21 protein-coding genes are annotated in these 24,986 nt (G+C 73.6%); 11 read left to right on the top strand and 10 right to left on the bottom strand.

The window, feature by feature from the left end:
* Positions 1-116 precede the first annotated feature (116 nt).
* The 5 genes from O7599_RS06235 to O7599_RS06215 all read left to right on the top strand — a co-directional run bounded on the left by O7599_RS06235 (position 117) and on the right by O7599_RS06215 (position 6,048).
* Positions 117-977 carry an inositol monophosphatase family protein gene (locus O7599_RS06235; protein ID WP_281621089.1) on the top strand — a complete coding sequence of 287 codons (861 nt, stop codon included), beginning with the start codon at positions 117-119 and terminating at the stop codon, positions 975-977.
* A 32-nt stretch (positions 978-1,009) separates the two neighbouring features.
* Complete coding sequence (locus O7599_RS06230) at positions 1,010-2,425, top strand: NAD(P)/FAD-dependent oxidoreductase (protein ID WP_281621088.1); 1,416 nt, start codon at positions 1,010-1,012, stop codon at positions 2,423-2,425.
* A 348-nt stretch (positions 2,426-2,773) separates the two neighbouring features.
* A complete protein-coding gene (locus tag O7599_RS06225) occupies positions 2,774-4,273 on the top strand; it encodes an AlkA N-terminal domain-containing protein (protein WP_281621087.1) in 1,500 nt (499 codons plus the stop codon).
* A 5-nt stretch (positions 4,274-4,278) separates the two neighbouring features.
* A complete protein-coding gene (locus O7599_RS06220; protein ID WP_281621086.1) occupies positions 4,279-4,764 on the top strand; it encodes a methylated-DNA--[protein]-cysteine S-methyltransferase in 486 nt (161 codons plus the stop codon).
* 156 nt (positions 4,765-4,920) lie between these two features.
* Positions 4,921-6,048 carry a glycerate kinase gene (locus tag O7599_RS06215; protein WP_281623291.1) on the top strand — a complete coding sequence of 376 codons (1,128 nt, stop codon included), beginning with the start codon at positions 4,921-4,923 and terminating at the stop codon, positions 6,046-6,048.
* A gap of 9 nt (positions 6,049-6,057) precedes the next feature.
* Here O7599_RS06215 and O7599_RS06210 read toward each other — a convergent pair whose 3' ends face one another.
* Complete coding sequence (locus O7599_RS06210; protein ID WP_281621085.1) at positions 6,058-7,251, bottom strand: helix-turn-helix domain-containing protein; 1,194 nt, start codon at positions 7,249-7,251, stop codon at positions 6,058-6,060.
* 141 nt (positions 7,252-7,392) lie between these two features.
* Between O7599_RS06210 and O7599_RS06205 the strand changes: the two genes are divergently transcribed.
* The 5 genes from O7599_RS06205 to O7599_RS06185 all read left to right on the top strand — a co-directional run bounded on the left by O7599_RS06205 (position 7,393) and on the right by O7599_RS06185 (position 12,468).
* Positions 7,393-8,247 carry an ABC transporter ATP-binding protein gene (locus O7599_RS06205; protein WP_281621084.1) on the top strand — a complete coding sequence of 285 codons (855 nt, stop codon included), beginning with the start codon at positions 7,393-7,395 and terminating at the stop codon, positions 8,245-8,247.
* Between the two features lie 122 nt (positions 8,248-8,369).
* On the top strand, positions 8,370-9,188 hold the full coding sequence (locus O7599_RS06200) for an ABC transporter ATP-binding protein (protein ID WP_281623290.1): 819 nt from the start codon (positions 8,370-8,372) through the stop codon (positions 9,186-9,188).
* Positions 9,185-10,075, top strand: a complete 891-nt coding sequence (locus O7599_RS06195; protein WP_281621083.1) for a branched-chain amino acid ABC transporter permease — start codon at positions 9,185-9,187, stop codon at positions 10,073-10,075. Before O7599_RS06200 ends, O7599_RS06195 begins: the two co-directional genes overlap by 4 nt.
* A 25-nt stretch (positions 10,076-10,100) precedes the next feature.
* A complete protein-coding gene (locus O7599_RS06190) occupies positions 10,101-11,186 on the top strand; it encodes a branched-chain amino acid ABC transporter permease (protein ID WP_281623289.1) in 1,086 nt (361 codons plus the stop codon).
* Between the two features lie 37 nt (positions 11,187-11,223).
* A complete protein-coding gene (locus tag O7599_RS06185; RefSeq protein ID WP_281621082.1) occupies positions 11,224-12,468 on the top strand; it encodes an ABC transporter substrate-binding protein in 1,245 nt (414 codons plus the stop codon).
* A gap of 90 nt (positions 12,469-12,558) precedes the next feature.
* Here O7599_RS06185 and O7599_RS06180 read toward each other — a convergent pair whose 3' ends face one another.
* A complete protein-coding gene (locus tag O7599_RS06180; RefSeq protein WP_281621081.1) occupies positions 12,559-13,518 on the bottom strand; it encodes a LysR family transcriptional regulator in 960 nt (319 codons plus the stop codon).
* A 376-nt stretch (positions 13,519-13,894) separates the two neighbouring features.
* On the opposite strand from O7599_RS06180, the gene O7599_RS06175 reads away from it, so the two are divergent.
* Positions 13,895-15,604 carry a M4 family metallopeptidase gene (locus tag O7599_RS06175; protein WP_281621080.1) on the top strand — a complete coding sequence of 570 codons (1,710 nt, stop codon included), beginning with the start codon at positions 13,895-13,897 and terminating at the stop codon, positions 15,602-15,604.
* Positions 15,605-15,689: 85 nt separating this feature from the next.
* On the opposite strand, the gene pssA is transcribed toward O7599_RS06175, so the two are convergent.
* The 8 genes from pssA to O7599_RS06135 form a co-directional block, all read right to left on the bottom strand.
* Complete coding sequence (pssA, locus tag O7599_RS06170) at positions 15,690-16,538, bottom strand: CDP-diacylglycerol--serine O-phosphatidyltransferase (RefSeq protein WP_281621079.1); 849 nt, start codon at positions 16,536-16,538, stop codon at positions 15,690-15,692.
* Positions 16,525-17,178 (bottom strand): phosphatidylserine decarboxylase, encoded by a 654-nt coding sequence (locus O7599_RS06165; RefSeq protein ID WP_281621078.1) that lies wholly within the window; start codon positions 17,176-17,178, stop codon positions 16,525-16,527. Before O7599_RS06165 ends, pssA begins: the two co-directional genes overlap by 14 nt.
* Before the next feature lie 166 nt (positions 17,179-17,344).
* Positions 17,345-18,562, bottom strand: a complete 1,218-nt coding sequence (locus O7599_RS06160; protein WP_281621077.1) for an acyl-CoA dehydrogenase family protein — start codon at positions 18,560-18,562, stop codon at positions 17,345-17,347.
* Entirely contained in the window at positions 18,562-19,080 is a 519-nt protein-coding gene (locus O7599_RS06155) for a MaoC family dehydratase (protein WP_281621076.1), read from the bottom strand. Before O7599_RS06155 ends, O7599_RS06160 begins: the two co-directional genes overlap by 1 nt.
* Position 19,081: 1 nt before the next feature.
* On the bottom strand, positions 19,082-20,056 hold the full coding sequence (locus tag O7599_RS06150) for a CoA ester lyase (protein ID WP_281621075.1): 975 nt from the start codon (positions 20,054-20,056) through the stop codon (positions 19,082-19,084).
* A 223-nt stretch (positions 20,057-20,279) separates the two neighbouring features.
* Positions 20,280-22,310 (bottom strand): protein meaA, encoded by a 2,031-nt coding sequence (locus O7599_RS06145; RefSeq protein WP_281621074.1) that lies wholly within the window; start codon positions 22,308-22,310, stop codon positions 20,280-20,282.
* Positions 22,310-23,737, bottom strand: a complete 1,428-nt coding sequence (ccrA, locus tag O7599_RS06140) for a crotonyl-CoA carboxylase/reductase (protein ID WP_281621073.1) — start codon at positions 23,735-23,737, stop codon at positions 22,310-22,312. Before ccrA ends, O7599_RS06145 begins: the two co-directional genes overlap by 1 nt.
* A gap of 383 nt (positions 23,738-24,120) precedes the next feature.
* A complete protein-coding gene (locus O7599_RS06135) occupies positions 24,121-24,918 on the bottom strand; it encodes a TetR family transcriptional regulator (RefSeq protein WP_281621072.1) in 798 nt (265 codons plus the stop codon).
* Positions 24,919-24,986 lie beyond the last annotated feature (68 nt).

Below are 24,986 nucleotides of genomic sequence, written 5' to 3'. Positions count from 1 at the left end.
GTACTCGAACAGCTACGTTCAGTTATCCATCCTGAGGCGGGTGCCGCGGGTACCGCGCCGAGGCGGCCGAGCGCTCCGCCCCGCCGCCGGAGGCGGGCTCGTGGTTCGATGGACATATGATCGACGATTTCCTGGCCTCCGCCGACGCCCTCGACCGGGTCGAGGACGCCGTGCGCAAGGCGGCGGCCGAGGAGGTCATGCCCCGGTTCCGGCAGCTCGGCGCGGACGAGATCGCGCAGAAGGACGGCCCGCACGACCTGGTCACCGTCGCCGACCGGCAGGCCGAGCTGCACCTGGAGCGCAACCTGACCGCGCTGCTGCCCGGCTCCGTGCTCGTCGGCGAGGAGGGCGCGCACGCCGACCCCGGCCGGCTCGCCGCCCTGCGCGGCGAGGCGCCCGTGTGGATCGTGGACCCCGTCGACGGCACCCGGCAGTTCGTCTACGGCGAGCCGGGTTTCTGCATGCTCGTCGCCCTCGCGCACCGCGGTGAGGTGCTGGCCTCCTGGACGTACCTGCCCGCCAAGGACGTCATGGCCGTCGCGCGCCGCGGATCCGGCGCGCGCGTCGTCGGCGGCGAGGAGCTGCACACCGGCGTGCCCGATCCCGGGCACGAGCTGCTGGTCGCCGTCTCCCACCACGACTTCACCACCGACGCCGAGAAGCGCGCCCTGGCCCGTCTCGACGTTCCCGGGGTACGGGCCAGGGCCTGCGGCTCCGCCGGCCACGACTACCTGTCGGTGGCCCGCGGGGAGATCGACGCAGTGGCGTTCTCCTGGGAGAAGCCCTGGGACCACGCCGCGGGCCTGCTGCTCGTCGCCGAGGCGGGCGGCACCAGCGGCACGGTCGCGGGAGAGCCGTTCCGCGTGGCCGGCGGCAACGCCCTTCCCTTCACCGCGGCGCGGGACGCGGAGACGGCGCGTCATATCCTTGCCCTGCTGGCCGGACCAGGCCGAGGCGTACCCGGGGCGGCCCCTTGACCCAGTCAGCGACGACGGGAGTGGCGAGACGGATGACGACGCTGGTCGACGTGGTGGTCGTAGGCGCGGGGCCCAACGGGCTGACCGCCGCCGTCGAACTCGCCCGACGCGGCTTCACGGTCGAGGTCTTCGAGGCCCGCGACACCATCGGCGGCGGGGCGAGCACCGCCGAGCTGACCCTGCCGGGCTTCCGGCACGACCCCTGCTCCGCCGCCCACCCCTTCGGCATCGGCTCCCCGGTCTTCGGCGAACTCCCGCTGGCCGAGCACGGCCTGACGTGGGTGCACGGCGAACTGGCCATGGCGCATCCGTTCCCCGACGGCTCCGCGGCGGTCCTCTCCCGCTCCGTGGGCGAGACGGCGACGTCGCTCGGCACCCGCGACGCGGGCGTCTACCGCCGGCTGGTCGAGCCGTTCCTCGGCAAGTGGGAGACGCTGTCGTGGGACTTCTTCACCGCCTCGCTGCGCTCGGTGCCCCGCGACCCCGTCACCCTGCTGCGGCTCGGCCAGCTCGCCATGCCCGCGTCGCTGCTGAACCGCCGCTTCCACGGCGAGCACGCCCGCGGCATGATCGCGGGCCTCGCCGCGCACGCCATCGCCCCGCTGCACACGCCGATCACCGCCGCCATGGCGCTCACGTTCGCGCTCGCCGGACACGCGGTCGGCTGGCCGGTGGCCCGCGGCGGCTCGCAGGCCATCTCCGACGCCCTCGCGGCGTACCTGCGCGAGCTGGGCGGCGAGATCCACACCGGGATCGAGGTCAAGCGGCTGGACGAGCTGCCGCCGGCGCGCGCGTACGTCTTCGACACCTCGCCGACCGCGCTGGCGCGCATCGCCGGGCTGGGCGGCGCGTACGACGGCTTCCGTTACGGGCCGTCCGTGTTCAAGATCGACTACGCCCTGGACGGGCCGATGCCGTGGACCTCCGAGGAGGCGCGGCGCGCCACGACCGTGCACATCGGACCCACCGAGGGCGAGATCGGCGCGGCCCTCGACGCCGCCGTGCACGGCGTCGACCCCTCCGTGCCGTTCCTCATCACCTGCCAGCCCACCATCGTCGACCGCACCCGCGCACCCGAGGGCAAACACACCTTCTGGGTCTACGGGCACGTCCCCAACGGCTGGGACGGCGACGCCACCGACGTCATCGAACGGCAACTGGAGCGCTTCGCGCCCGGCTTCCGTGACCTGGTGCTGGCCCGCGCCACCGCGGGACCGCCCCAACTGGCCGCGCGCAACGCCAACTACGTCGGCGGCGACATCGCCGCGGGCGCGTTCTCCGGCATGCAGACCCTGATGCGGCCCCGCCTGGCCCGGGTACCGTGGGCCACGGTCCACCCCCGCGTCTTCCTGTGCTCCTCGTCCACGTACCCCGGGCCCGGCGTGCACGGGATGGGCGGCCACAACGCGGCCCGCGCGGTCTTCCGCACGTTGACGCGATCCCGCTGACGGGACACCGGTCGCGGGGGTTGTCCGCCTAGCTCCTGCCCCCGGCGGTGGGACCTTTCGTGAGATCGAGGACGAGCGGACCGCGTGGCTCGTCGTGCGGGTCTGGCCGGTCCGTGCGTGGTGCACGGGTGGGGTTGTGCTGACGCGGTCCCGCTGACGGGATGCCGGTCGCGAGGGTTGTCCGCGTGGTTCCTGCCCCCGGCGGTGAGACCTTGCTGACGCGGTCCCGCTGACGGGGGTCCGGTCCCGCGGGTCCTGCGACCGGCAAGCCGCAAGGCCGCAGCGCAGCCGTAGGGTCATGTCGGATTCTCGCTAGCATGCGCGCTCGCGGTGCCCCACTCTGGAGTCATGTTCACCGACACGGAGCGCTGCGTACGGGCCGTCCAGTCCAAGGACGCCCGCTTCGACGGCTGGTTCTTCACCGGGGTGCTGACCACCGGCATCTACTGCCGGCCCAGTTGCCCCGTCGTCCCGCCCAAGCCGCAGAACATGCGGTTCTACCCCAGCGCCGCCGCCGCCCAGCAAGCCGGCTTCCGCGCCTGCAAGCGGTGCCGCCCCGACACCAGCCCCGGCTCCCCGGAGTGGAACCACCGGGCCGATCTGACCGCCCGCGCCATGCGGCTCATCGCCGACGGCGTCGTCGACCGCGACGGCGTCGCGGGCCTCGCCGCCCGGCTCGGCTACAGCACCCGCCAGATCGAACGGCAGCTCCGGGCCGAGCTCGGCGCCGGGCCGCTCGCGCTCGCCCGCGCCCAGCGCGCGCAGACCGCGCGCGTCCTCATCGAGACCTCGCCGCTGCCCATGGCCGACGTCGCCTTTGCGGCCGGCTTCTCCTCCATCCGCACCTTCAACGACACCGTCCAGGAGGTCTTCGCCCTCGCCCCCACCGAGCTGCGCCGCCGCGCCGCCCGCAGCCGCGCCGGCGGCGGCACCACCGCCCCCGGCGTGATCAGCCTCCGGCTGCCCTTCCGGCAGCCGCTGACACCCGACAACCTCTTCGGCCACCTCGTCGCCACCGCCGTGCCCGGCGTCGAGGAGTGGCGCGGCGGTGCGTACCGGCGCACGCTGCGGCTCCCGTACGGGCACGGCATCGCCTCGCTCACGCCGAAGCCGGGTCCGCAGGCCCACATCTCCGCCCGGCTCGCCCTCACCGACCAGCGTGACCTGGCCATCGCCATCAGCCGCTGCCGCCGGCTGCTCGACCTCGACGCCGACCCCGTCGCCGTCGACGAGCAGCTCGCCCGCGACCCCCAGCTCGCCGAGCTGATCCGCAAGGCGCCGGGACGGCGGGTGCCGCGTACCACGGACGGCGCCGAGTTCGCCGTACGGGCCGTGCTCGGCCAGCAGGTCTCCACGGCCGCCGCCCGCACGCACGCGGGACGGCTGGTCACCGCGTACGGGACCGGGATCGAGGACGCGGAAGGCGGCCTCACCCACCTCTTCCCCGAACCCGGCGCCCTCGCCGGGCTCGACCCCGCCGCCCTGGCCATGCCGCAGACCCGGCGCACCACCCTCACCGCGCTCGTCGCCGCCCTCGCCGCCGGCGACCTCGACCTCGGCGGCGGCAGCGACTGGGAACAGGCCCGCCGGCAGCTCGCCGAACTGCCCGGCATCGGCCCGTGGACCGTCGAGGTCGTCGCCATGCGCGCCCTCGGCGACCCCGACGCCTTCCCGGCCACCGACCTCGGCGTCCGCAAGGCCGCCGCCGGCCTCGGCCTGCCGGGCAGCCCCGCGGCCCTCGTCCGCCACTCGGCCGCCTGGCGGCCCTGGCGGGCGTACGCCGTGCAGTACCTCTGGGCGGCTCCGCCCGCCGGTGACCACCCGATCAACCTGATGCCCACGGAGTGAAGGACATGCGAACCCACACCACCGTCGACAGCCCCGTAGGACCGCTCACCCTCGTCGCCGAGGACGACGACCTCGCCGGGCTCTACATGACAGACCAGCGCCACCGGCCCGCAGAAGAGACCTTCGGCACCCCCGCCGACCCCGCGGATGCGCCGTTCGCCGCGGCGAACGTGCAGCTCACGGCGTACTTCGCGGGCGAACGCACCGACTTCGACCTGCCGCTGCGGCTGGCCGGCACGCCGTTCCAGCAGCGGGTGTGGGAACAACTGCGGCAGATCCCGTACGGGCAGACGATCTCCTACGGCGAACTCGCCGAGCGCGTCGGCAACCCCGCCGCCTCCCGCGCGGTCGGCATGGCCAACGGGCGCAACCCGGTCGGGATCATCGTCCCCTGCCACCGCGTCGTCGGCGCCGACGGCAGCCTCACCGGGTACGGGGGCGGGATCGACCGCAAGAAGCAGTTGCTGGCGCTGGAGCGGCGGGAGGGCTGAGAGCCCGCCGCCGTACGGGCCCGGGGACGTCGGCCGCGCCGGCCCCGGGCCCCGGCCGCGGTGACGCAGGCGATGGGCAAGGCGGCGGCCGTCCGGATAGGGTCGCACCGGCGTGACCAGGACCAGAGCGAGGGGTGACAAGTGACGCACGGAGCAGTGACCCGGGTGCTGATCGCGGCCGACAAGTTCAAGGGCTCGCTCACCGCGGAACAGGTCGCCCAGCGGGTGACCGCCGGCCTGCGCAGGGTCGCGCCGGGCCTCGCCGTCGAGGCCCTGCCCGTCGCGGACGGCGGCGACGGCACGGTGGCCGCGGCGCTGGCCGCCGGTTTCGAACGCCGCGAGGCGCGGGTCACGGGGCCGCTCGGCGAACCCGTCACCGCGGCGTACGCGCTGCGTGACGGCACCGCCGTCGTCGAGATGGCCGAGGCGTCCGGACTGCAACTGCTGCCCCCCGGCCGCTTCGCGCCGCGCACCGCCACCACGTACGGCAGCGGCGAACTCCTGCGCGCGGCGCTCGACGGCGGGGCGCGGACCGTCGTCTTCGGCGTCGGCGGCAGCGCGACCACGGACGGCGGCGCCGGCATGCTCGCGGCGCTCGGCGCGGTCTTCCTCGATGCGGACGGGGCCGCGGTCGGGCCGGGGGGCGGGCCGCTGGCCAGCCTTGCCCGGGCCGACCTGAGCGGCGTCGACCCCCGGTTCGCGGACGTCGAGCTGATCCTCGCCAGCGACGTCGACAACCCCCTCACCGGACCCACCGGTGCGCCCGCCGTCTACGGCCCGCAGAAGGGCGCGACCGCCGCGGACGTCGCCGCGCTGGACTCCGCGCTGGCGAACTACGTGCGGGTGCTGGCCAAGGCCGTGGGACCGCGGGCGGTGGAGCTGGCCGGGCAGCCGGGCGCCGGCGCGGCGGGCGGCATCGGCTACGGCGCGCTCCTCGGCCTCGGCGCGGTCTTCCGGCCCGGGATCGAGGTGCTGCTCGACGTCCTCGGCTTCGAAGCGGCCCTCGCGCGGGCGGACCTCGTGATCACGGGGGAGGGGTCGCTGGACCGGCAGACCCTGCACGGCAAGGCGCCGGCGGGCGTGGCGGCCGCGGCCCGGACGGCGGGGAAGCGGGTGGTGGCGGTGTGCGGCGGGCTGTCGATCGACGAGGCGGCGCTGCGGGCGGCGGGGATCGAGCGGGCGTACGCGCTGTCGGCGCTGGAGCCGGACCTGGGCGTGTCGATGCGCAATGCGGGTCCGTTGCTGGAGTCGGTGTCGGAGACCCTGGCGCGCGACTGTCTCTGACCCGTGGGCCTATCCGCGCCGGTACGCCTCCAGCGCCAGCATCAGCTCGATCAGGTCCCGCGGGCGTGACAGCGAGCGCGACGTGAGCTGCTCCAGGCGCCGCAGGCGGTTGAAGACCGTGTTGCGGTGGCAGTAGAGCCGCGTCGCCGCGCGGCCCGCGGAGCCGCCGCAGGAGAGCCACGCCTCCAGGGTCTCCAGGAGCATCGCCCGGTCCGGCGCCTCCAGGCGGAGCAACTCGCCGAAGACCTCCGCGACGAGCAGGGCGGCCAGCTCCGGGCGGCTGACCACGAGGGCCGCCGGCAGGCGCTCGGCCAGGCGGACGATGGCGCCCGCGCCGCCCGGGCTCACCGTGCTGAGGGCGAGCTCCGCCAGGCGGCGGGCGTGGCCGAGCTTCGCCAGGCTGCCGACGACGGGACTGATGCCGCCCGGGCCGGGGCAGCGGGCGCGCAGGGCGGTCTGGAGATCCGTCGGGGAGGCGGTGGCGCCGAGGTCGACGACGGCCAGCTCCACGTCCGTACGCATCCGCCATAAGAACCGCATGCCGCCGGGCTCCACCGGCACGCCCGGGCCGTGGTGTTCCGAGCGCAGCACCACCACCGCGTAGCGCCCCGTCTCCGGCAGGTCCAGCGCCGCCGCCGCGCGCTGCACCAGGCCCGGGTCCGCGTCGCCGTCGCCCGCGTCGAGCAGAGCGTCCAGCAGCGCCTGCCCGCGACCGTCCGTGCGGCGCTGCAGCTCCCGCTCCGTCGCGCGGTAGGCGACGGTCAGCGTCTCCGTCTGCCGGTCCACCCCCGACCACATCTGCGTGGCCGTGCGCAGCAGCACCGGCAGCGAGTCCGGGTCGTCGCCGGCGACGACGTCGAGCATCTCGTCCCAGACCAGATACGCCGCCTGCCGGTACGCCTGGTGCAGCAGCTCCAGCGGTAGCCCCTGCTCCGCCCGGCGCCGGCCCAGCTCCCGCGCGTACGCGAGGTCGCGGCGGGGCGCGGAGCGGGAGGCGGCGATGGCCTCGATGCCGTAGCGCAGGGCGACACAGATCTGCTCCCAGTGCTCGTCGCGCGGCACGGCCAGGTCGTAGTGCGGCGAGTTCTCCGCCAGTTCGTCGAGCAGCCGGTCGGCGAGCAGCGGCACGCGGTCCGTCAGCGCCTGCGAGGCGCTGGCGAGCACCGCCCAGTCATGGTCCGAACGCGCTCTGCGGGCAGCCATCCGCTCACGATGGCAGCGCGTTGTGCCGGTGCACAACGGGGCGGCATACCCGGTGGTCATCGGCAGCGATTCTGCCGTCCGACGTGGACGGCGGCGGGCGCCGGTGCTGTCGTAACGCCTATTCCAGGGAGAGGGGTGCCGATGACGGCTGCGTCCCTTCGGGTCGACGGCGTGACGGCCGGCTACGGGCCGGTGCGGGCACTGGGCGACGTCTCGGTCGACGTGCCGGAGGGCGCCGTGGTCGCGGTGCTGGGCGGCAACGGCGCGGGCAAGTCCACGCTGCTGCGGGCCGTCTCGCGCACGCTGGCCTTCCACGGCGGCGCGGTGCGGGGCGGGTCGGTGTCGTTCGGCCGGCGGCGGCTCGACGGCCTCGCGGCGGCGGAGGTGGTCGCGGCCGGGGTGGTGCAGGTGCCCGAGGGACGGCAGGTGTTCGCGCGGATGACGGTGGCGGACAACCTGCGTGCCGGGGCGCTCGGCGCCCGCGGGGGCGCGCGGGGCCGCACCCGCGGCGCGGAGCGGGACGGGGCGCGGGCCCGGGCGCACCGCCGGGCCGCGGCACTCGCCCGTGTGCACGGGCTCTTTCCGGTGCTGCGCGAGCGGGCGCAGCAGCGCGCGGGGCTGCTGTCGGGCGGCGAGCAGCAGATGCTTGCGCTCGGCCGGGCGCTGATGGCCGAGCCGCGGCTGCTGCTGCTCGACGAGCCGACGCTCGGGCTGGCGCCCATGGCCGCGGCCCGGATCGCGGACACCATCCGGGAGATCAACGCGCAGGGCACCTCGGTGCTGCTGGTCGAGCAGAACGCGGCGGTCGCCCTGAAGCTGGCGTCGTCGGCGTACGTGCTGGAGACCGGCCGGGTGGCGCTGAGCGGGCCCGCGGCGGAGCTGGCGGTGTCGGACGAGGTGCGGCGGCGGTACCTGGGCGTGGTGGACGAGACCGCGGCGCAGGACGCGGAGTCCGTGAGTGCTTCCGTACCGCGGCTGGGGAGGTGGCCGGAGTGAGGGGGACTCCCCGATCCCGCAGGCCACCGCCGGGCTCCCGGCACCCGGAGCCACCGTTCGGGTCCGACGGGCCTGCGGCGGACGCGGCCGGCACGGTCCCGGCGGCGCCCGGCGTCCCCGAGTTGCGCGTGACCGGGCTGACCGTGCGGTTCGCCGGGCTCACCGCGCTGGACGACGTGTCGTTCACCGTGCCGGCCGGCAGCGTGCACGCCGTCATCGGGCCCAACGGCGCCGGCAAGTCCACCTGCTTCAACGTGCTCTCCGGCGTCTACCGCGCCACCTCCGGCAGCGTCCGCCTCGGCGGCCACGAGCTGACCGGCGTCCCCCCGCACCGCATCGCCGGCTTCGGCGTGGCCCGCACCTTCCAGAACCTCGCCCTGCCCCCGTACGCCACCGTCTCCGACACCCTCATGCTCGGCCGGCACCGGCTGACGAAGTCCGGCTTCCTCGCCACCGGGCTGCGGCTGCCGTCCGCCGCGCGCGAGGAGGCGCGGCACGGCGCACGGGTGCGGGAGATCGCCGCGTTCACCGGCCTGGAGCCGTACCTCGACCACCCGGCCGGGGCGCTGCCGTACGGGCTGCAGAAGCTCGTCGAGCTGGGCCGGGCCCTGTGCACCGAGCCGCGGCTGCTGTTACTCGACGAGCCGGTGGCCGGCATGACGTCGGCGGAACGGCGGCGCACCGCCGCGCTGGTCGCGGGGATCCGCGAAAGCCTCGGCATCTCGATCGTCCTGGTGGAACACGACATGGGGGTGGTCATGCGGCTCGCCGACGAGGTGACCGTGCTCGACTTCGGCCGCCGCATCGCGGGCGGCACGCCCGCGGCGGTGCAGCGCGACCCCGACGTGGTGCGCGCGTACCTCGGCCAGGCGGCCCCGGAGGACGGCGGCGTCTCCGGAACGCGGGCGCGGCCCGGGACCGCCGGGGGGGCGCGCCCATGAGCACGTTCGTCGAACTGCTCATCGGCGGGCTCTCCACGGGCTCGGTCTACGCCCTCATCGCCCTCGGCTTCGTCGTCATCTTCAAGGCCACCGAGGTCGTCAACTTCGCCCACGCCTCCCTCCTTCTCGCCGGCGGCTACGTCGCCGCCCGGCTCAGCGAGCACATCGGCTTCTGGCCCGCTCTCGCCGTCGGCGTCGCGAGCGCCGCGACCGTCGGCGCGCTGGTGGAGTTCCTGGTCATCCGCCGCTACCGCGGCGGTGAGCACAGCGTGCTCGCCATCGCCACCATCGGCGTCGACATCGTCCTGCTCACCGAGTTCACCCGGCTCATCGGCACCGACGTACTGACTCTCGGCGACCCGTGGGGCGACGCGGTTCTCACCTTCGGCTCGGTGACCGTGCCGCAGACCCGCATCGCCGCGCTGGCCGCCGCCGCCCTGCTCATCACGGCCTTCCTGCTCGCCTTCCGCTTCACCTCCTGGGGCGTGGCGATGCGGGCCGCCGCCGAGAATCGGGAGGCCGCGGCGCTGATGGGCGTACGGCTCGGGCGCGTGTCGCTCTCCGCCTGGGCGGTGGCCGGCGCGCTGGCCGCCGTCGCCGCGCTCTTCCTCACCGTCTTCCCCACCCCGGGGCTGGAACGCAGCACGTCCTTCGCCGCGTTCAAGGCGTTCCCGGCCGCGATCATCGGCGGCCTCGACTCCACCGGGGGCGCGCTGGCCGGCGGGCTGATCGTCGGCGTCACCGAGGCGATGGCCACCGGCTATCAGGCCGAGCTGTCGTTCCTCGGCCGCGGCATCGGCGACGTGGCCCCGTACCTGGTGATGCTGCTCGTCCTGCTGGCGCGGCCCGCCGGGCTCTTCGGGACGAGGGAGCTGACCCGTGTCTGAGCCGCTCCCCGCCCGGCGCACCGGGTTGCCGCGGTATGCGCCGACCGCCGCGGCCGGCGCCGGCCTGCTCGTGGCGCTGGCGCTGCCGTTCTACCTCGACCGGTTCTGGCTCCAGGCCGGGCTGTTCGCCATGGCCGCCGCCATCGGCGCCATCGGCCTCAACCTGCTCACCGGCGCCACCGGGCAGCTCTCCCTCGGCCACGCCTTCTTCCTCGCCGTCGGCGCGTACGGCTACTGCGCGCTCTCCGGCGGCGGCGAGGAGGGGCTCACGGGCCTCGGGCTGCCCACCGCGGTCGCGGCGGCCGGCGCGGTGGTGCTCGCGGGGCTCGCCGGCGGGCTGCTGAGTCCGATCGCGGGGCGGCTCAGCGGCGCGTACCTCGGCATCGCCACGCTCGCGCTGATCTTCATCGGGCAGCACCTGCTGTTCAACGCCGACGACGTGACCGGCGGCTACAACGGCCGTGCCGTGCCGCCGCTGGAGCTGTTCGGCTACCGCTTCGACGACAACGAGGACGTGCTGCTGGGCGTGCCGTTCGAGTCCGCCGAGAAGCTGTGGTACGTGGGCCTCGCCCTGCTCGTCGCCGGCGCGCTCTTCGCCCGCGGTGTGCTGCGCGGCCGGCCCGGGCGGGCGATGAACGCCCTGCGCGACCACCGGATCGCCGCGGGCGTCATGGGCGTGCCGGTGGCGCGGCTGCGCGCCGGGGTGTTCGTGCTGTCGTCCATGTACGCCGGTCTTGCCGGGGTGCTGCTTGCGCTGGTCTTCCAGCGCACGGTGCCGGAGTACTTCGGCTTCGTGCTCTCCCTGGAGTACCTGGCGATGATCGTGATCGGCGGGCTCGGCTCGGTCGCCGGCGCGGTCATGGGCGCCGCCTTCGTCTCCCTGCTGCCCCAGGTCTTCATCCGCTACAGCGAGTCGCTGCCGCTGGTCTCCGCCACCGGCGGCGGCGTCGCCCCCGGAGAGGCGTCCCGCTACCTGTACGGGGCCGCCGTCGTCGCGGTCGTGCTCTTCCTGCCCGGCGGCCTGGTCCGGCTCGCCCCTCGCCGCAGAACTCCCGAGAAGAAGGAACCCTCTGATGCCGAAGACGCCGTACCCACACCGCACAGTACGTAGACACCGACGGCATTCGGCCGCGGCCGCCGCGGTCGCCGTGATCGCGGCGACCCTGGCGCTCATCGCGGCGGGCTGCAGCAGCAAGGCGAACGACGAGGATGAGGGCGGCGGCGGGGGCGGCTCGGAGCTGCGCGTCGACGACGGTGTGACGGCGACCACCATCCCGCTCGGCGTGCTCACCGACATGACGGGCGTCTACGCCACCCTCGGCAAGAGCGTGACGCAGGCGCAGCAGCTCTATTTCGACGAGCTCAACGCCGCCGGCGGCGTCTGCGGCCGCGAGGTGGAGCTGACCGTGCGGGACCACGGCTACGACCCGCAGAAGGCCGTCTCCGCGTACACCGAGCTGGAGCCGGAGGTACTGGGCTTCCCGCAGTTCATCGGCTCGCCCTACGTCGCCGCGGTGAAGGACCGCATCGACACCCAGGACAAGGGGCTGGTCATCCCGCAGGCGTGGTCGGCCACGCTGCTGGGCAGCGAGAACATCCGGCAGATCGGCGCCACGTACGACGTGGAGATGATCAACGCCGTGGACTTCCTGGTCCAGGAGGGGTTCGTCGATAAGGGCGACAAGATCGGCCACGTGTACTTCGAGGGCGACTACGGCGAGAACGCGCTGGCCGGCTCCGAGCACGCGGCCGGGGCGGCCGGGCTCACCGTCGTGGGCAAGAAGATCAAGGCGACCGACCAGGACATGACGGCCCAGGTCACCTCACTCGCGAAGGCGGAGGTCTCGGCGATCCTGATGAGCGCCGGGCCACGGCAGTCCGCGTCGCTGGCGGGCGTGGCGGCGGCCTCCGGGCTCGACGTGCCGGTCGTGGGCTCCAACCCGACGTTCGCCCCGCAGTTGCTGGAGACCGCCGCCGGGCCCGCGTTGCTCAAGAACTTCTACGTCTCCACCTCCACCCTGCCCATCGGCTCGGCGGAGCCGGGGCCCGCGGAGCTGTCGGCGGCGTACGAGAAGGAGTACCCGGGCGAGCTGCTCGACACCGGCGTCATCGCCGGCTGGGCCGCGGCCGACCTGTTCGGCGAGGCACTGAAGCGGGCCTGCGAGGCGAAGAACCTGACCCGCGAGGGCGTCACGGAGGCGCTGCTGTCCATCGACTCGATGGACACCGGCTTAGGCATCACCCACGACTTCTCCGACCCGGCCGAGCCGTCGACCCGGGAGAGCTTCATCCTGCGGCCGGACGACGAGGCCAAGGGCGGGATGGTCGTGGCGAAGGAGGCCTTCACGGCCGCGGCGGCGGCCGACTATGCCGCGGAGGGCGCCGGAGGCTGAGCCGGGCCGCGGGGCGCGCGCCCCGGCGGCCGCACCCGGCTACGGCGCATCCGGGCCGACGCCCGGCCGCCGCGCATCCGGAGCCGGCGCTCACGTCCGCTCCGGATGCACCTCCGGGTGCTCCGCCCACCACGCCCCGTACCGCGGGTTGTTCGCCAGTCCCGCCGCGTACGCCCGCGCCGCCGCCCGGTACAGCACCCCCGCCTGCTCGACCGGTACGGCCCGGCGCTGCCACGCCAGGGTCAGGCGGCCCCTGATCGGGTCCCCCGCCAGCGGGCGCAGCACCACGCCCGCGGTCGCGGGGGCCGTGGGCTGGAAGACCGCCACCGCGCGGCCCGCCGCGATCAGCCGGCGGTTCAGCGCCGTGTCGCCGATGCGGTAGCGCAGCGACGGCGTGAAGCCCGCACCCGCGCACGCCGTCAGCAGGGCCTCGGGGCCGCCGTCGTCCTGGCTCGTCATCGCCATCCACTGCTCGCCCGCCAGCTCGCCCAGCTCCAGCCGCTCCCGGTCCGCGAGCCGGTGCCGGGCCGACAGGGCGATCCAGAACGGCTCGCCGGCGACCAGCGTGCGGGCCGTGACGCCCGCCGGGAGCGGGGTGCGGTGGTCGTTGACCTCGCCGTAGAGGATCGCGTCGTAGTGGCCGGAGCCCAGGAGCCGCGTCAGGGCCGTGACCGAGTCCTCGCTGTCGACCGTCGTCTGCCGGCCCGGCAGCAGTTCCTCCAGCTCCTGCACCAGCGCGCCGAGCATCACGAGCACGATGCTGCCCAGCCGCAGCGGCCCCGCCGCCGCCGCGGCTCGGGCGCCGGCCGCGAGCGCCTCCATCTCGCCGAGCACCCGGTGCGCCTTGGACAGGACGAACTCGCCCAGCGGCGTGGGCAGAACGCCCCGCGGGGTGCGGGTGAACAGCTCGCCGCCGGCCACCCGCTCGATGCGGCGGAGCTGAGCCGACAGCGCCGGCTGGGAGACGCCGAGGAGGCGGGCGGCGCGCGCGAGGCTGCCGGCCTCTGCGATCCGGCAGACAGCCTGCAGGTGCCGCAGCTCCAGCTCCATTCCAGCAGCGTATAACCCGGATATGAGGGCCGGTGGGATATCCCCGAACCGGCACAACTTCCCCGGGGGGAGCAACAGACGTCAACTTTTCGGTCGTAACCACCCGAGTCTGTTGACTCAGTCGTCCACACCGATTCGCGCTCTCCTGCGCGGCTGGCTTCCGCGCCCGAAGTCGCATCCACCGCAGATCCTGCGGTGCGGGACCGTTGACAGGGCCCCACGCCGGTGCGAGCCCGGCGACGTCCGTCCGATCAGCGCCAACAACAACCGTGTCCACAGGATGAATCCCCGCTTCGTGCCTTCCAAGGACTCCTGGACGGAACGGGTGTAATCGTATCAGCACTCTGCGCCACCGTCGCACCGATACGGCAGAACCGTGCTCGCCGACAGCCGCGGGCGCGTCCTCGACGTGTCCGCCGCGCCCGCGCCCGAGCTGTCGCTCTCCCCGCGCGCCCGGATCTCCGCCGCCGCCGCCGAGCGGACCGCCATCGCGCGCGTCGCCCGGCCGGAGAAGGCCACGGCACCCGAGCTCGGCGTCCTCATCAAGGGCGGCAAGGGCGTGCTGACCTGGCAGTCCACCGTCACCGGCAGCACCGCCGCCGGGGCCCCCAGCGTGCGCGAGGTCTACGTCGACGCCGGCACCGGCGCGGTCGTCGAGACCCGCGAGCAGGTCCGCGACGCCTCCGGGCACGGCTACCACAACGGCACCGTCGAGATCGACACCGCCGCAAGCGCCATGACCGACCCCAACCGCAGCGGCTTCCAGTGCGGCGGCCAGAACGGCGCCCCGTACACCAGCCCGCCGTGGGGCAACGGCGGCGCCAACGACCTGGAGACGGCCTGCGTCGACATCATGTACGCGGCCCAGCAGGAGTTCGACATGCTGAACGAGTGGCTCGGCTACGACGGCCAGAACGGCCGCGGCGGCCTCGTTCCCGCCCGGGCCGGCCTCAGCGTCGTCAACGCCTACTACGACGGCTCCAAGACCACCTACGGCCGCAACCAGACCGGCACCAACCAGCTCACGTCCATCGACGTCGTCGCGCACGAGTACGGGCACGAGATCTTCCACCGCACGCCCGGCGGCGCCGGCTCGGGCAGCGAGAACGGCGGCATGAACGAGTCCACCGGCGACATCTTCGGCGCCGTCACCGAGGCGTACGTCAACAGCCCGAACGACCCGCCCGACTACACCGTCGGCGAGAAGGCCGGCTTCTTCGGCGACAGCCGCCCCATCCGCAACATGTACCACCCGTCGCTGGTCAACAACGACCCCGACTGCTACACCCAGCTCGGCCCCGGCACCGAGGTGCACGCCGCGGCCGGCCCGCAGAACCACTGGTTCTACCTCCTCGCCGAGGGCTCCAGCCCCGGCGGCGGCAAGCCGGACAGCCCCATCTGCTCCGGCGGCCCCGCCTCCGTCACCGGCATCGGCGTCCAGAAGGCCGCGAAGGTCTTCATGGGCGGGCTGCTGATGAAGACCTCCGACTGGAACCACCGGGCCGCCCGCGCGGCGACCGTCACCGCCGCCAGGACCACCTACGGCGCCGCCGAGTGCAACGCCGTCAAGGCCGCCTGGAGCGCCGTCGCCGTGCCCGCGGCGGCCGGCGAGGCCGACTGCGGCGGCAGCCAGACACCCGACTTCTCCCTCGCGCTGACACCTGCCTCCGGCGGCGTGGAGGCGGGCGGCGGCTCCACCACGGCCACGGTGAGCACCACGACCACCGGCGGCGAGCCGCAGAGCGTCGCGCTCACCGCCGCCGGCGCACCCGAGGGGGTCACGGTGTCCTTCTCGCCGGCGACGGTGACCTCCGGCGGCTCGGCGACCATGAAGCTCGACGCCGCCGCCGGGACCGCCGACGGCACGTACCCGATCACGGTCACCGGCACCGGCAGCACCGCCCACACCGTGACGTACACCCTGACCGTCGGCTCCGCCCCCGGCGGCACCTGGGCGGCCGGCGCGTCGTACCAGGCCGGTGACACCGTCACGTACGACGGCGTGACCTACCGGTGCCGCCAGGCCCACACGGCCCTGCCCGGCTGGGAGCCGCCGAACGTCCCCGCGCTCTGGCAGCCCGTCTGACCCCGATCAGGGCGGGCAGGCCGGAAAAGCCGCCGCGCCCGGGGGATCCTCCCCCCGGGCGCGACGGTGCGGTCCGGTCTGCGGCTCAGCCCTGTGCGGCGGCGCGCGCATCGCGGCGGCCGACGCGGAAGGTGTTCACGCGGCGGGCGGTGGCGAAGAGCGGGATCGTCGCGGCCGTCACTATCTGCAGCGCGCAGCCCGTCTGGAGCAGCAGTTGCCCGTTCGGCGCGTCGAAGGCCCAGGCGCCCAGGCAGGTCATGCTGACGAAGATCCACACGAGCGTGGCCACCGCGAGCCGGCCGCGCGGCTTGGGGTACTCCACCCGGCTCACCATCAGCCAGGCCACCCCGACGATCGCCAGCAGCGTGGGCACGAACGGCAGCTCCAGCAGCACCACCGAGATCACCGTGAGCGCCCCGAAGGGGCTCGGCATGCCCTGGAAGACGCCGTCTCGCACGGTGACGCAGGAGAACCGGGCAAGCCGCAGCACCACCGCCAGCACCACCGCGACCGCGGCCACCGTGGAGACCCGCTGGTGCGCGTCGTCGGCGACCATCCCGTAGACCAGCACGAAGTACGCGGGCGCCAGCCCGAAGCTGATCAGGTCGGAGAGGTTGTCCAGCTCCGCGCCCATCGCCGAGCTGCGCAGCTTGCGCGCCACCAGGCCGTCGAAGAGGTCGAAGACCGAGGCGAGCAGCATCATGATCACGGCGGTGGCGGCGCTGTGCCGGGCGATGCCGCCGTCGTCCTCGCCCATGAGGTGCGGGACGAGCACGCCGGTGGTGGTGAAGTAGACGGCGAGGAAGCCGCAGGTCGCGTTGGCCAGCGTGAGGGTGTCGGCGATCGACAGCCGCGTCGACAGCGGCATGTCGTCGTCGTCCTCGTCGACCTCGGGGACCCAGCCGGCCTTCGTCTCCGGATCAGTCACGGTCAAGGCGCGTCACCCCCGCCGTGGTGGCCTGGCCGACGTCCACGCCGGCCGCCACGCCCTGCGGCAGGTACACGTCGACGCGGGAGCCGAACCGGATCAGCCCCACGCGCTCGCCCTGCTCGACCTTGGTGCCGCCGGTCACGTACGGCACGATGCGGCGGGCGACCGCGCCGGCGATCTGGACCATCTCGACGTCGCCGAGCTCGGTGTCCAGATGCCACACGACGCGCTCGTTGTTCTCGCTCTCCTTGTTGAACGCGGGGACGTAGCCGCCGGGCACGTGCTCCACGGAGGTGACGGTGCCGGCCAGCGGCGCGCGGTTCACGTGGACGTTCAGCGGGCTCATGAAGATCGCGACGCGGGTGCGTCCGTCGGGCCACGGCATGATGCTCTGCACCACGCCGTCGGCCGGGGAGAGGACCCGGCCCTCGGCGATCTCGCGGTCGGGGTCGCGGAAGAACCACAGCATGCCCGCCGCCAGCGCGGCGGGGGGCACGGCGGCCAGCCGGTCGGGCCAGCGCCCGGTGCGGCGGGCGCGGGCGACGCCGACGGCGGCGCTGGCCAAGGTCGGCAGGAGCCACGGCGATGCGCCGCGCGCCAGACGGACCCGGCGGCGCGGAACGTTATCTGGGCTGTGGGGCATGTTTGACCTTCGTAGCGGGAGGGGGCCGCGGTGATGGGGGACGGCGGCTTGTCGGGGATGCTATCGGTTGGCACCGGCAACTCGGCAAGCCGAAGCGGACTTTCGCCCGCCGGTACCCGTGGCCGGCTGCCACGCCACCCCTGCCGCCTGCCCCGGAAGCAGTCCGTCAACCCTGGGACCCGTACTCCTCGAGTAGTCGCCGTCCAATGATCATTTTCTGGATCTCGGCGGTGCCTTCACCAATGAGAAGCATCGGCGCCTCCCGGTAGAGGCGCTCGATCTCGTACTCCTTGGAGAAGCCGTAGCCGCCGTGGATGCGGAACGCGTCTTCCACGACTTCCTTGCAGTACTCCGAAGCGAGATATTTCGCCATGCCCGCTTCGAGGTCGTTACGTTCTCCGGTGTCCTTTTTGCGTGCCGCTCGCACCATCATCGCATGCGCGGCCTCGACCTTGGTAGCCATCTCGGCCAGTTTGAACTGGATCGCCTGGTGGCGGGCGATCTGCCGGCCGAAGGTCCGCCGCTGCTGGGCGTAGCCGACGCCCAGCTCGAAGGCGCGCTGGGCGACGCCGCAGCCCCGTGCGGCGACGTTCACGCGGCCCACCTCGACCCCGTCCATCATCTGGTAGAAGCCCCGGCCCGCCGCCGACGGGCCGCCGAGCACCCGGTCGGCCGGTACGCGCAGCCCGTCCATGATCATCTCGGTGGTGTCGACGCCCTTGTAGCCCATCTTGTCGATCTTGCCGGGAATGGTCAGGCCCGGGTTCACCGTGCCGAACCCCGGCTCCTTCTCCACCAGGAACGTCGTCATCGACCGGTGCCCGGGCGCGTCGGGACCCAGGCCCTCGTCCGTCCGGCAGAGCACCGCGACCAGCGACGACGTGCCGCCGTTGGTCAGCCACATCTTCTGGCCGGTGAGCAGGTAGTCGCCGCTCTCGCCGTCCCGTACGCCCTTGGACGTGATCGCCGCCACGTCCGAGCCGAGCCCGGGCTCCGACATCGAGAAGGCGCCGCGCACCTCGCCCGCGGCCATCAGGGGCAGGAAGTGCTCCCGCTGCTCCGCAGTGCCGTGCTGCTTGATCATGTACGCCACGATGAAGTGGGTGTTGATGATCCCCGACACGCTCATCCAGCCGCGGGCGATCTCCTCCACGCACAGCGCGTACGTGAGCAGTGACTCGCCGAGCCCGCCGTACTCCTCCGGGATCATGAGGCCGAAAACACCCAGTTCCTTCAGGCCCTCGACGATCCGCGCGGGATACTCGTCCCGGTGCTCCAGCTCCGTGGCCACCGGCAGGATCTCCTTGTCGGTGAAGTCGCGCACGGTGGCGACGATCTCCCGCTGGACCTCCGTCAGCCCCTCCGTCTGCGCCAGCCGCCCCATCACCGCTCCCCGCCGCGCTCGGCCGGCTCCGGGCGGCCCGGCTGCTCGCCGCCGCGCGCCCGGACGTACGCCGCCGTGGGCACCATCACCTTGCGCCGGAAGACGCAGACCAGGGTGCCGTCCTGTTTGTGGCCGCGGGTCTCGACGTGCACGATGCCGCGGTCGTCCTTCGACTTCGACGGCCACTTGGCCAGCACGGTCGTCTCGCCGTAGACGGTGTCGCCGTGGAAGGTGGGCGCGACGTGCTTCAGAGACTCGACCTCCAGGTTGGCGATCGCCTTGCCCGAGACGTCCGGCACGGACATGCCGAGCAGCAGGGAGTACACGTAGTTGCCGACGACGACGTTGCGACCGAAGTCGGTGGTCTCGCCGGCGTAGTGCGCGTCGAGGTGCAGCGGGTGGTGGTTCATGGTCAGCAGGCAGAAGAGATGGTCGTCGTACTCGGTGACCGTCTTGCCCGGCCAGTGCTTGTACACCGCGCCCGGCTCGAACTCCTCGTAGGTCCGTCCGAACTGCATGTCAGCCCTCCGGCGGGGTGAAGACGGTGGTGCGGGTCATCCCGGCGGCGCGGCCCTTGCCCGAGACCACGAGCGCCATCTTGCGGCTCGCCTCGTCGATCATCTCGTCGCCGAGCATCGCCGAGCCCTTCCTGCCGCCCTCCTCGGAGGTGAAGAACTCGTACGCGTCGAGGATCAGCTCGGCGTGGTCGTAGTCCTCCTGGGACGGCGAGAAGATCTCGTTGGCGGCCTCCACCTGGCCCGGGTGCAGCACCCACTTGCCGTCGAAGCCGAGCGCGGCGGCCCGGCCGGCCACCTCGCGGAAGCCGTCGACGTCGCGGATCTGGAGGTACGGGCCGTCGATCGCCTGGAGGTCGTGGCTGCGCGCGGCCATGAGGATCCGCATGAGGATGTAGTGGTAGGCGTCGGCCGGGTAGCCGGGCGGCTGCTCGCCGACGACCAGGGACTTCATGTTGATCGAGGCCATGAAGTCGGCGGGCCCGAAGACGATCGTCTCCAGCCGCGGCGAGGCGGCGGCGATGTCGTCGACGTTCACCAGCCCCCTGGCGTTCTCGATCTGCGCCTCGATGCCGATGCGGCCCACCTCGAAGCCCATCGTCTTCTCGATCTGGGTGAGCAGCAGGTCGAGGGCCTTGACCTGCTCGGCGTCCTGCACCTTCGGCAGCATGACGCAGTCCAGGTTCGGCCCCGCGCCCTCGACGACGGTGATGACGTCCCGGTACGTCCAGTGCGTCGTCCAGTCGTTGACCCGGACCACCCGCGTCTTGCCGCTCCAGTCGCCCTCGTTGAGGAACTTCACGACGGTGTGCCGCGCGTCCGGCTTCGCCAGCGGCGCGCAGGCGTCCTCCAGGTCCAGGAACACCTGGTCGGCCGGCAGCCCCTGCGCCTTCTCCAGGAACCGAGGGTTGGATCCCGGGACGGCGAGACAGGAACGCCGCGGCCGCAGGCGGTCGGACTGGCTGGGGGCGGGGCTCATGCGGGGACCTCCTGCGGGTCGAGCTTGTTCGCACGCCGGATCTCCCCGACGATACGAAGGCCCGCCGCGCGGGGCGCGTGCGGCTCTGCCAGCGGCGCGCGGGCGTCCGTGAGTTCCCGGAACCTCCCGCCGGCCGGCAGGCCCCGTGCCCTTTCCGGGGACGGACGGGCGGGTCCCGGGACGGTGCGGCGCGAGCGCCGTGGTCGCCGGCTGGGGGCGGGGCTCATGCGGGGACCTCCTGGGGGTCGAGCTTGTTCGCACGCCGGATCTCCCCGACGATACGGCCGATGATCTGCGTGATCCCGAAGTCCTTCGGGGTGAACACGGCTGCCACCCCCGCCGCGCGCAGCGCCTCGGCGTCCGCCGACGGGATGATGCCGCCGACGACGACGGGCACGTCTCCGGCGCCCGCCCGGCGCAGCCGGTCCAGGACGTCCGGGACGAGTTCGGCGTGCGAGCCGGAGAGGATGGACAGGCCGACGCAGTGCACGTCCTCGGCGACCGCGGCGGTGGCGATCTGCTCGGGCGTCAGCCTGATGCCCTGGTAGACGACTTCGAAGCCGGCGTCCCGCGCGCGTACGGCGATCTGCTCGGCGCCGTTGCTGTGCCCGTCGAGGCCCGGCTTGCCGACGAGCAGCCGCAGCCGGCCGGTGCCCAGCTCCGCGGCGGTGCCGGCGGCCCGGGCCCGTACGGCGGTCAGCGCGGCTTCGCCGTCCGTGCCCTGCGCGGTCGCCGCGACGGCGACCGGCGCGCCGCCGACGCCCGTGGGGGCGCGGAACTCGCCGAAGACGTCGCGCAGCGCCCACGCCCACTCCCCGGTGGTGACGCCCGCGCGGGCGCACTCCAGCGACGCGGGCATGAGGTTGGCCGTGCCCGCCGCGGCGGCCTTCAGGGCCGTCAGCGCCCGCTGCGCGCGCGGCTCGTCGCGGGACAGCCGCCACTCGTGCAGGGCGGCGGCGACGCGTGCCTCGACGTCCGCGTCGACGGTCAGGATCGCGGTGTCCAGGTCCGCGGTGAGCGGGCTGGGCTCCGTCTCCGTATGGCAGTTGACGCCGACGATCTTCTCCTCGCCCGACTCGATCCGGGCGCGCCGCTCCGCGTGCGAGGCCACGAGCTGCGCCTTGAGATAGCCGGACTCCACGGCCGCGACGGCGCCCCCGAGTTGCGCGATGTGCGCCATCTCGGCCGTCGCGCCCTCCACCAGCTCGGCCACCCGCGCCTCCACCACGTGGCTGCCGTCGAACAGGTCCGCGTGCTCCAGCAGGTCGCTCTCGTACGCCAGCACCTGCTGGATGCGCAGGCTCCACTGCTGGTCCCACGGGCGCGGCAGGCCCAGCGCCTCGTTCCAGGCGGGCAACTGCACGGCGCGGGCCCGGGCGTCCTTCGACAGCGTCACGGCCAGCATCTCCAGCACGATGCGCTGGACGTTGTTCTCCGGCTGGGCCTCCGTCAGCCCGAGGGAGTTGACCTGCACACCGTAGCGGAAGCGGCGCTGCCGGGGGTCCTCGATGCCGTAGCGCTCGCGGGTGAGGGTGTCCCAGATACGGGTGAACGCCCGCATCTTGCACATCTCCTCGACGAACCTGACCCCGGCGTTGACGAAGAAGGAGATCCGGCCGACGACGTCGCCCATCCTGTCCGCCGGCACCTGGCCGGAGTCGCGGACCGCGTCCAGGACGGCGGTCGCGGTGGACATCGCGTACGCGATCTCCTGCACCGGCGTCGCGCCCGCCTCCTGGAGGTGGTAGCTGCAGATGTTGATCGGGTTCCACTTCGGCATCCGGTCGACGGTGTACGCGATGGTGTCGGTCGTCAGCCGCAGTGAAGGACCGGGCGGGAAGACGTACGTGCCCCGGGAGAGGTACTCCTTGACGATGTCGTTCTGCGTGGTGCCCGCGAGCCGCGCGACGCCCGCCTCGTCCAGGCCCTGTTCCTCGGCGACCACCTGGTAGAGCGCCAGCAGCCACATCGCGGTGGCGTTGATGGTCATCGACGTGTTGGTCCGCTCCAGCGGGATGCCCGCGAAGAGCCGGCGCATGTCGCCCAGGTGCGAGACGGGCACCCCGACGCGGCCGACCTCGCCGCGGGCGAGGACGTGGTCGGGGTCGTAGCCCGTCTGGGTGGGCAGGTCGAAGGCGACCGACAGGCCGGTCTGGCCCTTGGCGAGGTTGCGCCGGTACAGCTCGTTGGACGCCTCGGCGGTGGAGTGCCCGGCGTAGGTGCGCATCAGCCAGGGCCGGTCCTTGGCCGCCATCACACGTTCCCGGCGTGCTCGACGACACGCTCCGGCGCGCGCACCCCGCCGGGTCCGCCGCGTCCTGCGGGCGGCTGCGGCCCGGGCGGGGGGTCGCCGCGGAAGAGCTGGATCGCGTCGATGTGTGCGGCGCGCTTCTCCTCGTCGCGGACGCCCAGGCCCTCGGCGGGAGCCAGGCACAGCACGCCGACCTTGCCCTGGTGCAGGTTCCGGTGCACGTCGTACGCCGCCTGGCCGGTCTCGTGCAGCGGGTAGGTCCGGGACAGGGTGGGGTGGATCCTGCCCTTGTCGACGAGGCGGTTGGCCTCCCACGCCTCGCGGTAGTTGGCGAAGTGCGAGCCGATGATCCGCTTCAGCGACATCCACAGGTAGCGGTTGTCGTACTCGTGCACGAAGCCCGAGGTGGAGGCGCAGGTGACGATGGTGCCGCCCTTCCGGGTGACGTAGACCGACGCGCCGAACGTCTCCCGGCCGGGGTGCTCGAAGACGATGTCGACGTCCTCGCCGCCGGTCAGCTCGCGGATGCGCTTGCCGAAGCGCTTCCACTCCCGCGGGTCCTGCTCGTGCTCGTCCCGCCAGAAGCGGAAGTCCTCGCCGCGGCGGTCGATGATCGCCTCGGCGCCCATCCGGCGGCAGATCTCCGCCTTCTCGGGGCTGGAGACCACGCAGATCGGCGTCGCGCCGCCGGCGAGGGCGAACTGGGTGGCGTACGAGCCGAGTCCGCCGCTCGCGCCCCAGATGAGCACGTTGTCGCCCTGCTTCATGGCGGCGCCGTTGCGGGAGACGAGCTGGCGGTACGCGGTGGAGTTGACCAGCCCGGGCGCCGCGGCCTCCTCCCAGGACAGGTGGGCCGGCTTGGGCATGAGCTGGTTGGACTTCACCAGCGCGATCTCCGCCAGGCCGCCGAAGTTGGTCTCGAAGCCCCAGATGCGCTGCTCGGGGTCGAGCATCGTGTCGTCGTGGCCGTCGGCGCTCTCCAGCTCCACCGACAGGCAGTGCGCCACCACCTCGTCGCCCGGCGCCCAGGCGGCGACGCCGGGTCCGGTGCGCAGCACCACGCCGGCGAGGTCGGAGCCGATGACGTGGTACGGCAGGTCGTGGCGGCGGGCGAGCGGGGAGAGGCGGCCGTAGCGCTCCAGGAAGGCGAAGGTGGACAGCGGCTCGAAGATCGACGTCCACACCGAGTTGTAGTTCACGGAGCTGGCCATGACCGCCACCAGCGCCTCGCCGGGGCCGAGTTCCGGCACCGGGACCTCGTCCAGGTGCAGCGACCTGCGCGGGTCCTTCTGCCGGGTGGTGAGGCCGTCGAACATCTCCGTCTCGTCCTTGTGCACCGTCACGGCCCGGTAGGACTCGGGCAGGGGCAGGGAGGCGAAGTCGGCGGCCGTGCTGTCGGGTGCCTGAATCGCGGCGAGTATCTCGTTCATGGTGCTGCCTCCGGCGAAGCGTGTCGGGGACGCTTGAGGGACGTCGGGGGTGAGAGCCGTGCGGTGTGCGTGCGGCGGTTCGGCTCCGGCGGTGACGCCGGTGTGCGCGGTACGGGCGCGGTGGCGCCCGGCGCCTGTGACGAGGCGCGGGCCGGGTGCGCGAGCCGGGGCTTGCGGGGACAGCCGGCGCGCGCTCGGATGTCGTGCGCCGGTCACCCGGATGTCCCGTACCGTATGGCACGGCGTGCCTATCCGCAAGGCACTCGGTGCCAAAAACTTGTCTCAGATGTCAGAGCGAGTGCACGGATGAGCGGTGGAGGACGCGCGAAGGCTCCCCGGCCGACGGCGGCACGGGGAGCCCGTGGCGGGGGGTTACACCCCTGTCAGCCCTTCTTCAGCGCCTTCTCGATGGTGCGCATGACCTCGCTCAGCGGCGCGTCCGTACGGGCCACCGCGACCAGGACGTCCGAGCCGTCGCCCCCGGCCGTGAGGGCCGCCGGAGCACCCGCGGCGCCCGCGTGCGCGCCGCCCGGGCCCGCCGGCCCGTGCGGCTGGCCGACGCCGGTGAACCGGGCCCGTACCACCGCGAAGGCCCGGTCGAGCTGGCCCTCCACGTCGCCCTCGGCGCCCGCGCGCAGCCAGCGGCGCAGCACGTGGTTGTGCGCGGTGACCACCGCGGAGGCCGCCACCTCGGCGAGCAGCGGGCCGTCGTCGCCGTCCTGGTGGGCGCCCTCGTCGAAGTGGCCCAGGAGATAGCGGGTGAACAGCCGCTCGTAGCGGGAGACCGAGGCGATCTCGCGCTCGCGCAGCGTCGGCACCTCCCGGGTCAGGCGGTAGCGCTCGACGGAGACCGCGGGCTGGGCCGCGTACATCCGCATGACCTCCCGGATGCCGCGGCAGATGGTGTCCAGCGGGTACTCGTGCGGCGGCGCCGCGTCCAGCACGGCCTTCACGCGCTCCAGCGTGTCGTCGTGGTCGGGGAAGATCGCCTCTTCCTTGGAGCGGAAGTGCCGGAAGAAGGTGCGGCGGGCGACGCCCGCCGCGGCTGCGATCTCGTCGACCGTCGTCTCCTCGTAGCCCTTGGTCGCGAACAGCTCCATCGCGGCGGCCGCGATGTCGCGGCGCATCTTCAGGCGCTGGGTGGTGGAGTTCGAACGGCTGGGCTTCGCAGGCTGAGACATGTAAGGAACGTACTCCATGCGTGGCCCCCGATCGCCGCCGATTCGGGGGAGAGGGCGGGCCCCGGGCG

Source organism: Streptomyces sp. WMMC500, assembly GCF_027497195.1.
GTDB lineage: Bacteria > Actinomycetota > Actinomycetes > Streptomycetales > Streptomycetaceae > Streptomyces.
This window is presented reverse-complemented; position numbering and strand designations above follow the sequence as displayed.

Coding starts and splice junctions, on each gene's coding strand:
- O7599_RS06235 (WP_281621089.1), top strand. CDS start 117: ATGATCGACGATTTCCTGGCCTCCGCCGACGCCCTCGACCGGGTCGAG.
- O7599_RS06230 (WP_281621088.1), top strand. CDS start 1,010: ATGACGACGCTGGTCGACGTGGTGGTCGTAGGCGCGGGGCCCAACGGG.
- O7599_RS06225 (WP_281621087.1), top strand. CDS start 2,774: ATGTTCACCGACACGGAGCGCTGCGTACGGGCCGTCCAGTCCAAGGAC.
- O7599_RS06220 (WP_281621086.1), top strand. CDS start 4,279: ATGCGAACCCACACCACCGTCGACAGCCCCGTAGGACCGCTCACCCTC.
- O7599_RS06210 (WP_281621085.1), bottom strand. CDS start 7,251: ATGGCTGCCCGCAGAGCGCGTTCGGACCATGACTGGGCGGTGCTCGCC.
- O7599_RS06205 (WP_281621084.1), top strand. CDS start 7,393: ATGACGGCTGCGTCCCTTCGGGTCGACGGCGTGACGGCCGGCTACGGG.
- O7599_RS06195 (WP_281621083.1), top strand. CDS start 9,185: ATGAGCACGTTCGTCGAACTGCTCATCGGCGGGCTCTCCACGGGCTCG.
- O7599_RS06180 (WP_281621081.1), bottom strand. CDS start 13,518: ATGGAGCTGGAGCTGCGGCACCTGCAGGCTGTCTGCCGGATCGCAGAG.
- O7599_RS06165 (WP_281621078.1), bottom strand. CDS start 17,178: ATGCCCCACAGCCCAGATAACGTTCCGCGCCGCCGGGTCCGTCTGGCG.
- O7599_RS06160 (WP_281621077.1), bottom strand. CDS start 18,562: ATGGGGCGGCTGGCGCAGACGGAGGGGCTGACGGAGGTCCAGCGGGAG.
- O7599_RS06155 (WP_281621076.1), bottom strand. CDS start 19,080: ATGCAGTTCGGACGGACCTACGAGGAGTTCGAGCCGGGCGCGGTGTAC.
- O7599_RS06150 (WP_281621075.1), bottom strand. CDS start 20,056: ATGAGCCCCGCCCCCAGCCAGTCCGACCGCCTGCGGCCGCGGCGTTCC.
- O7599_RS06145 (WP_281621074.1), bottom strand. CDS start 22,310: ATGGCGGCCAAGGACCGGCCCTGGCTGATGCGCACCTACGCCGGGCAC.
- ccrA (WP_281621073.1), bottom strand. CDS start 23,737: ATGAACGAGATACTCGCCGCGATTCAGGCACCCGACAGCACGGCCGCC.
- O7599_RS06135 (WP_281621072.1), bottom strand. CDS start 24,918: ATGTCTCAGCCTGCGAAGCCCAGCCGTTCGAACTCCACCACCCAGCGC.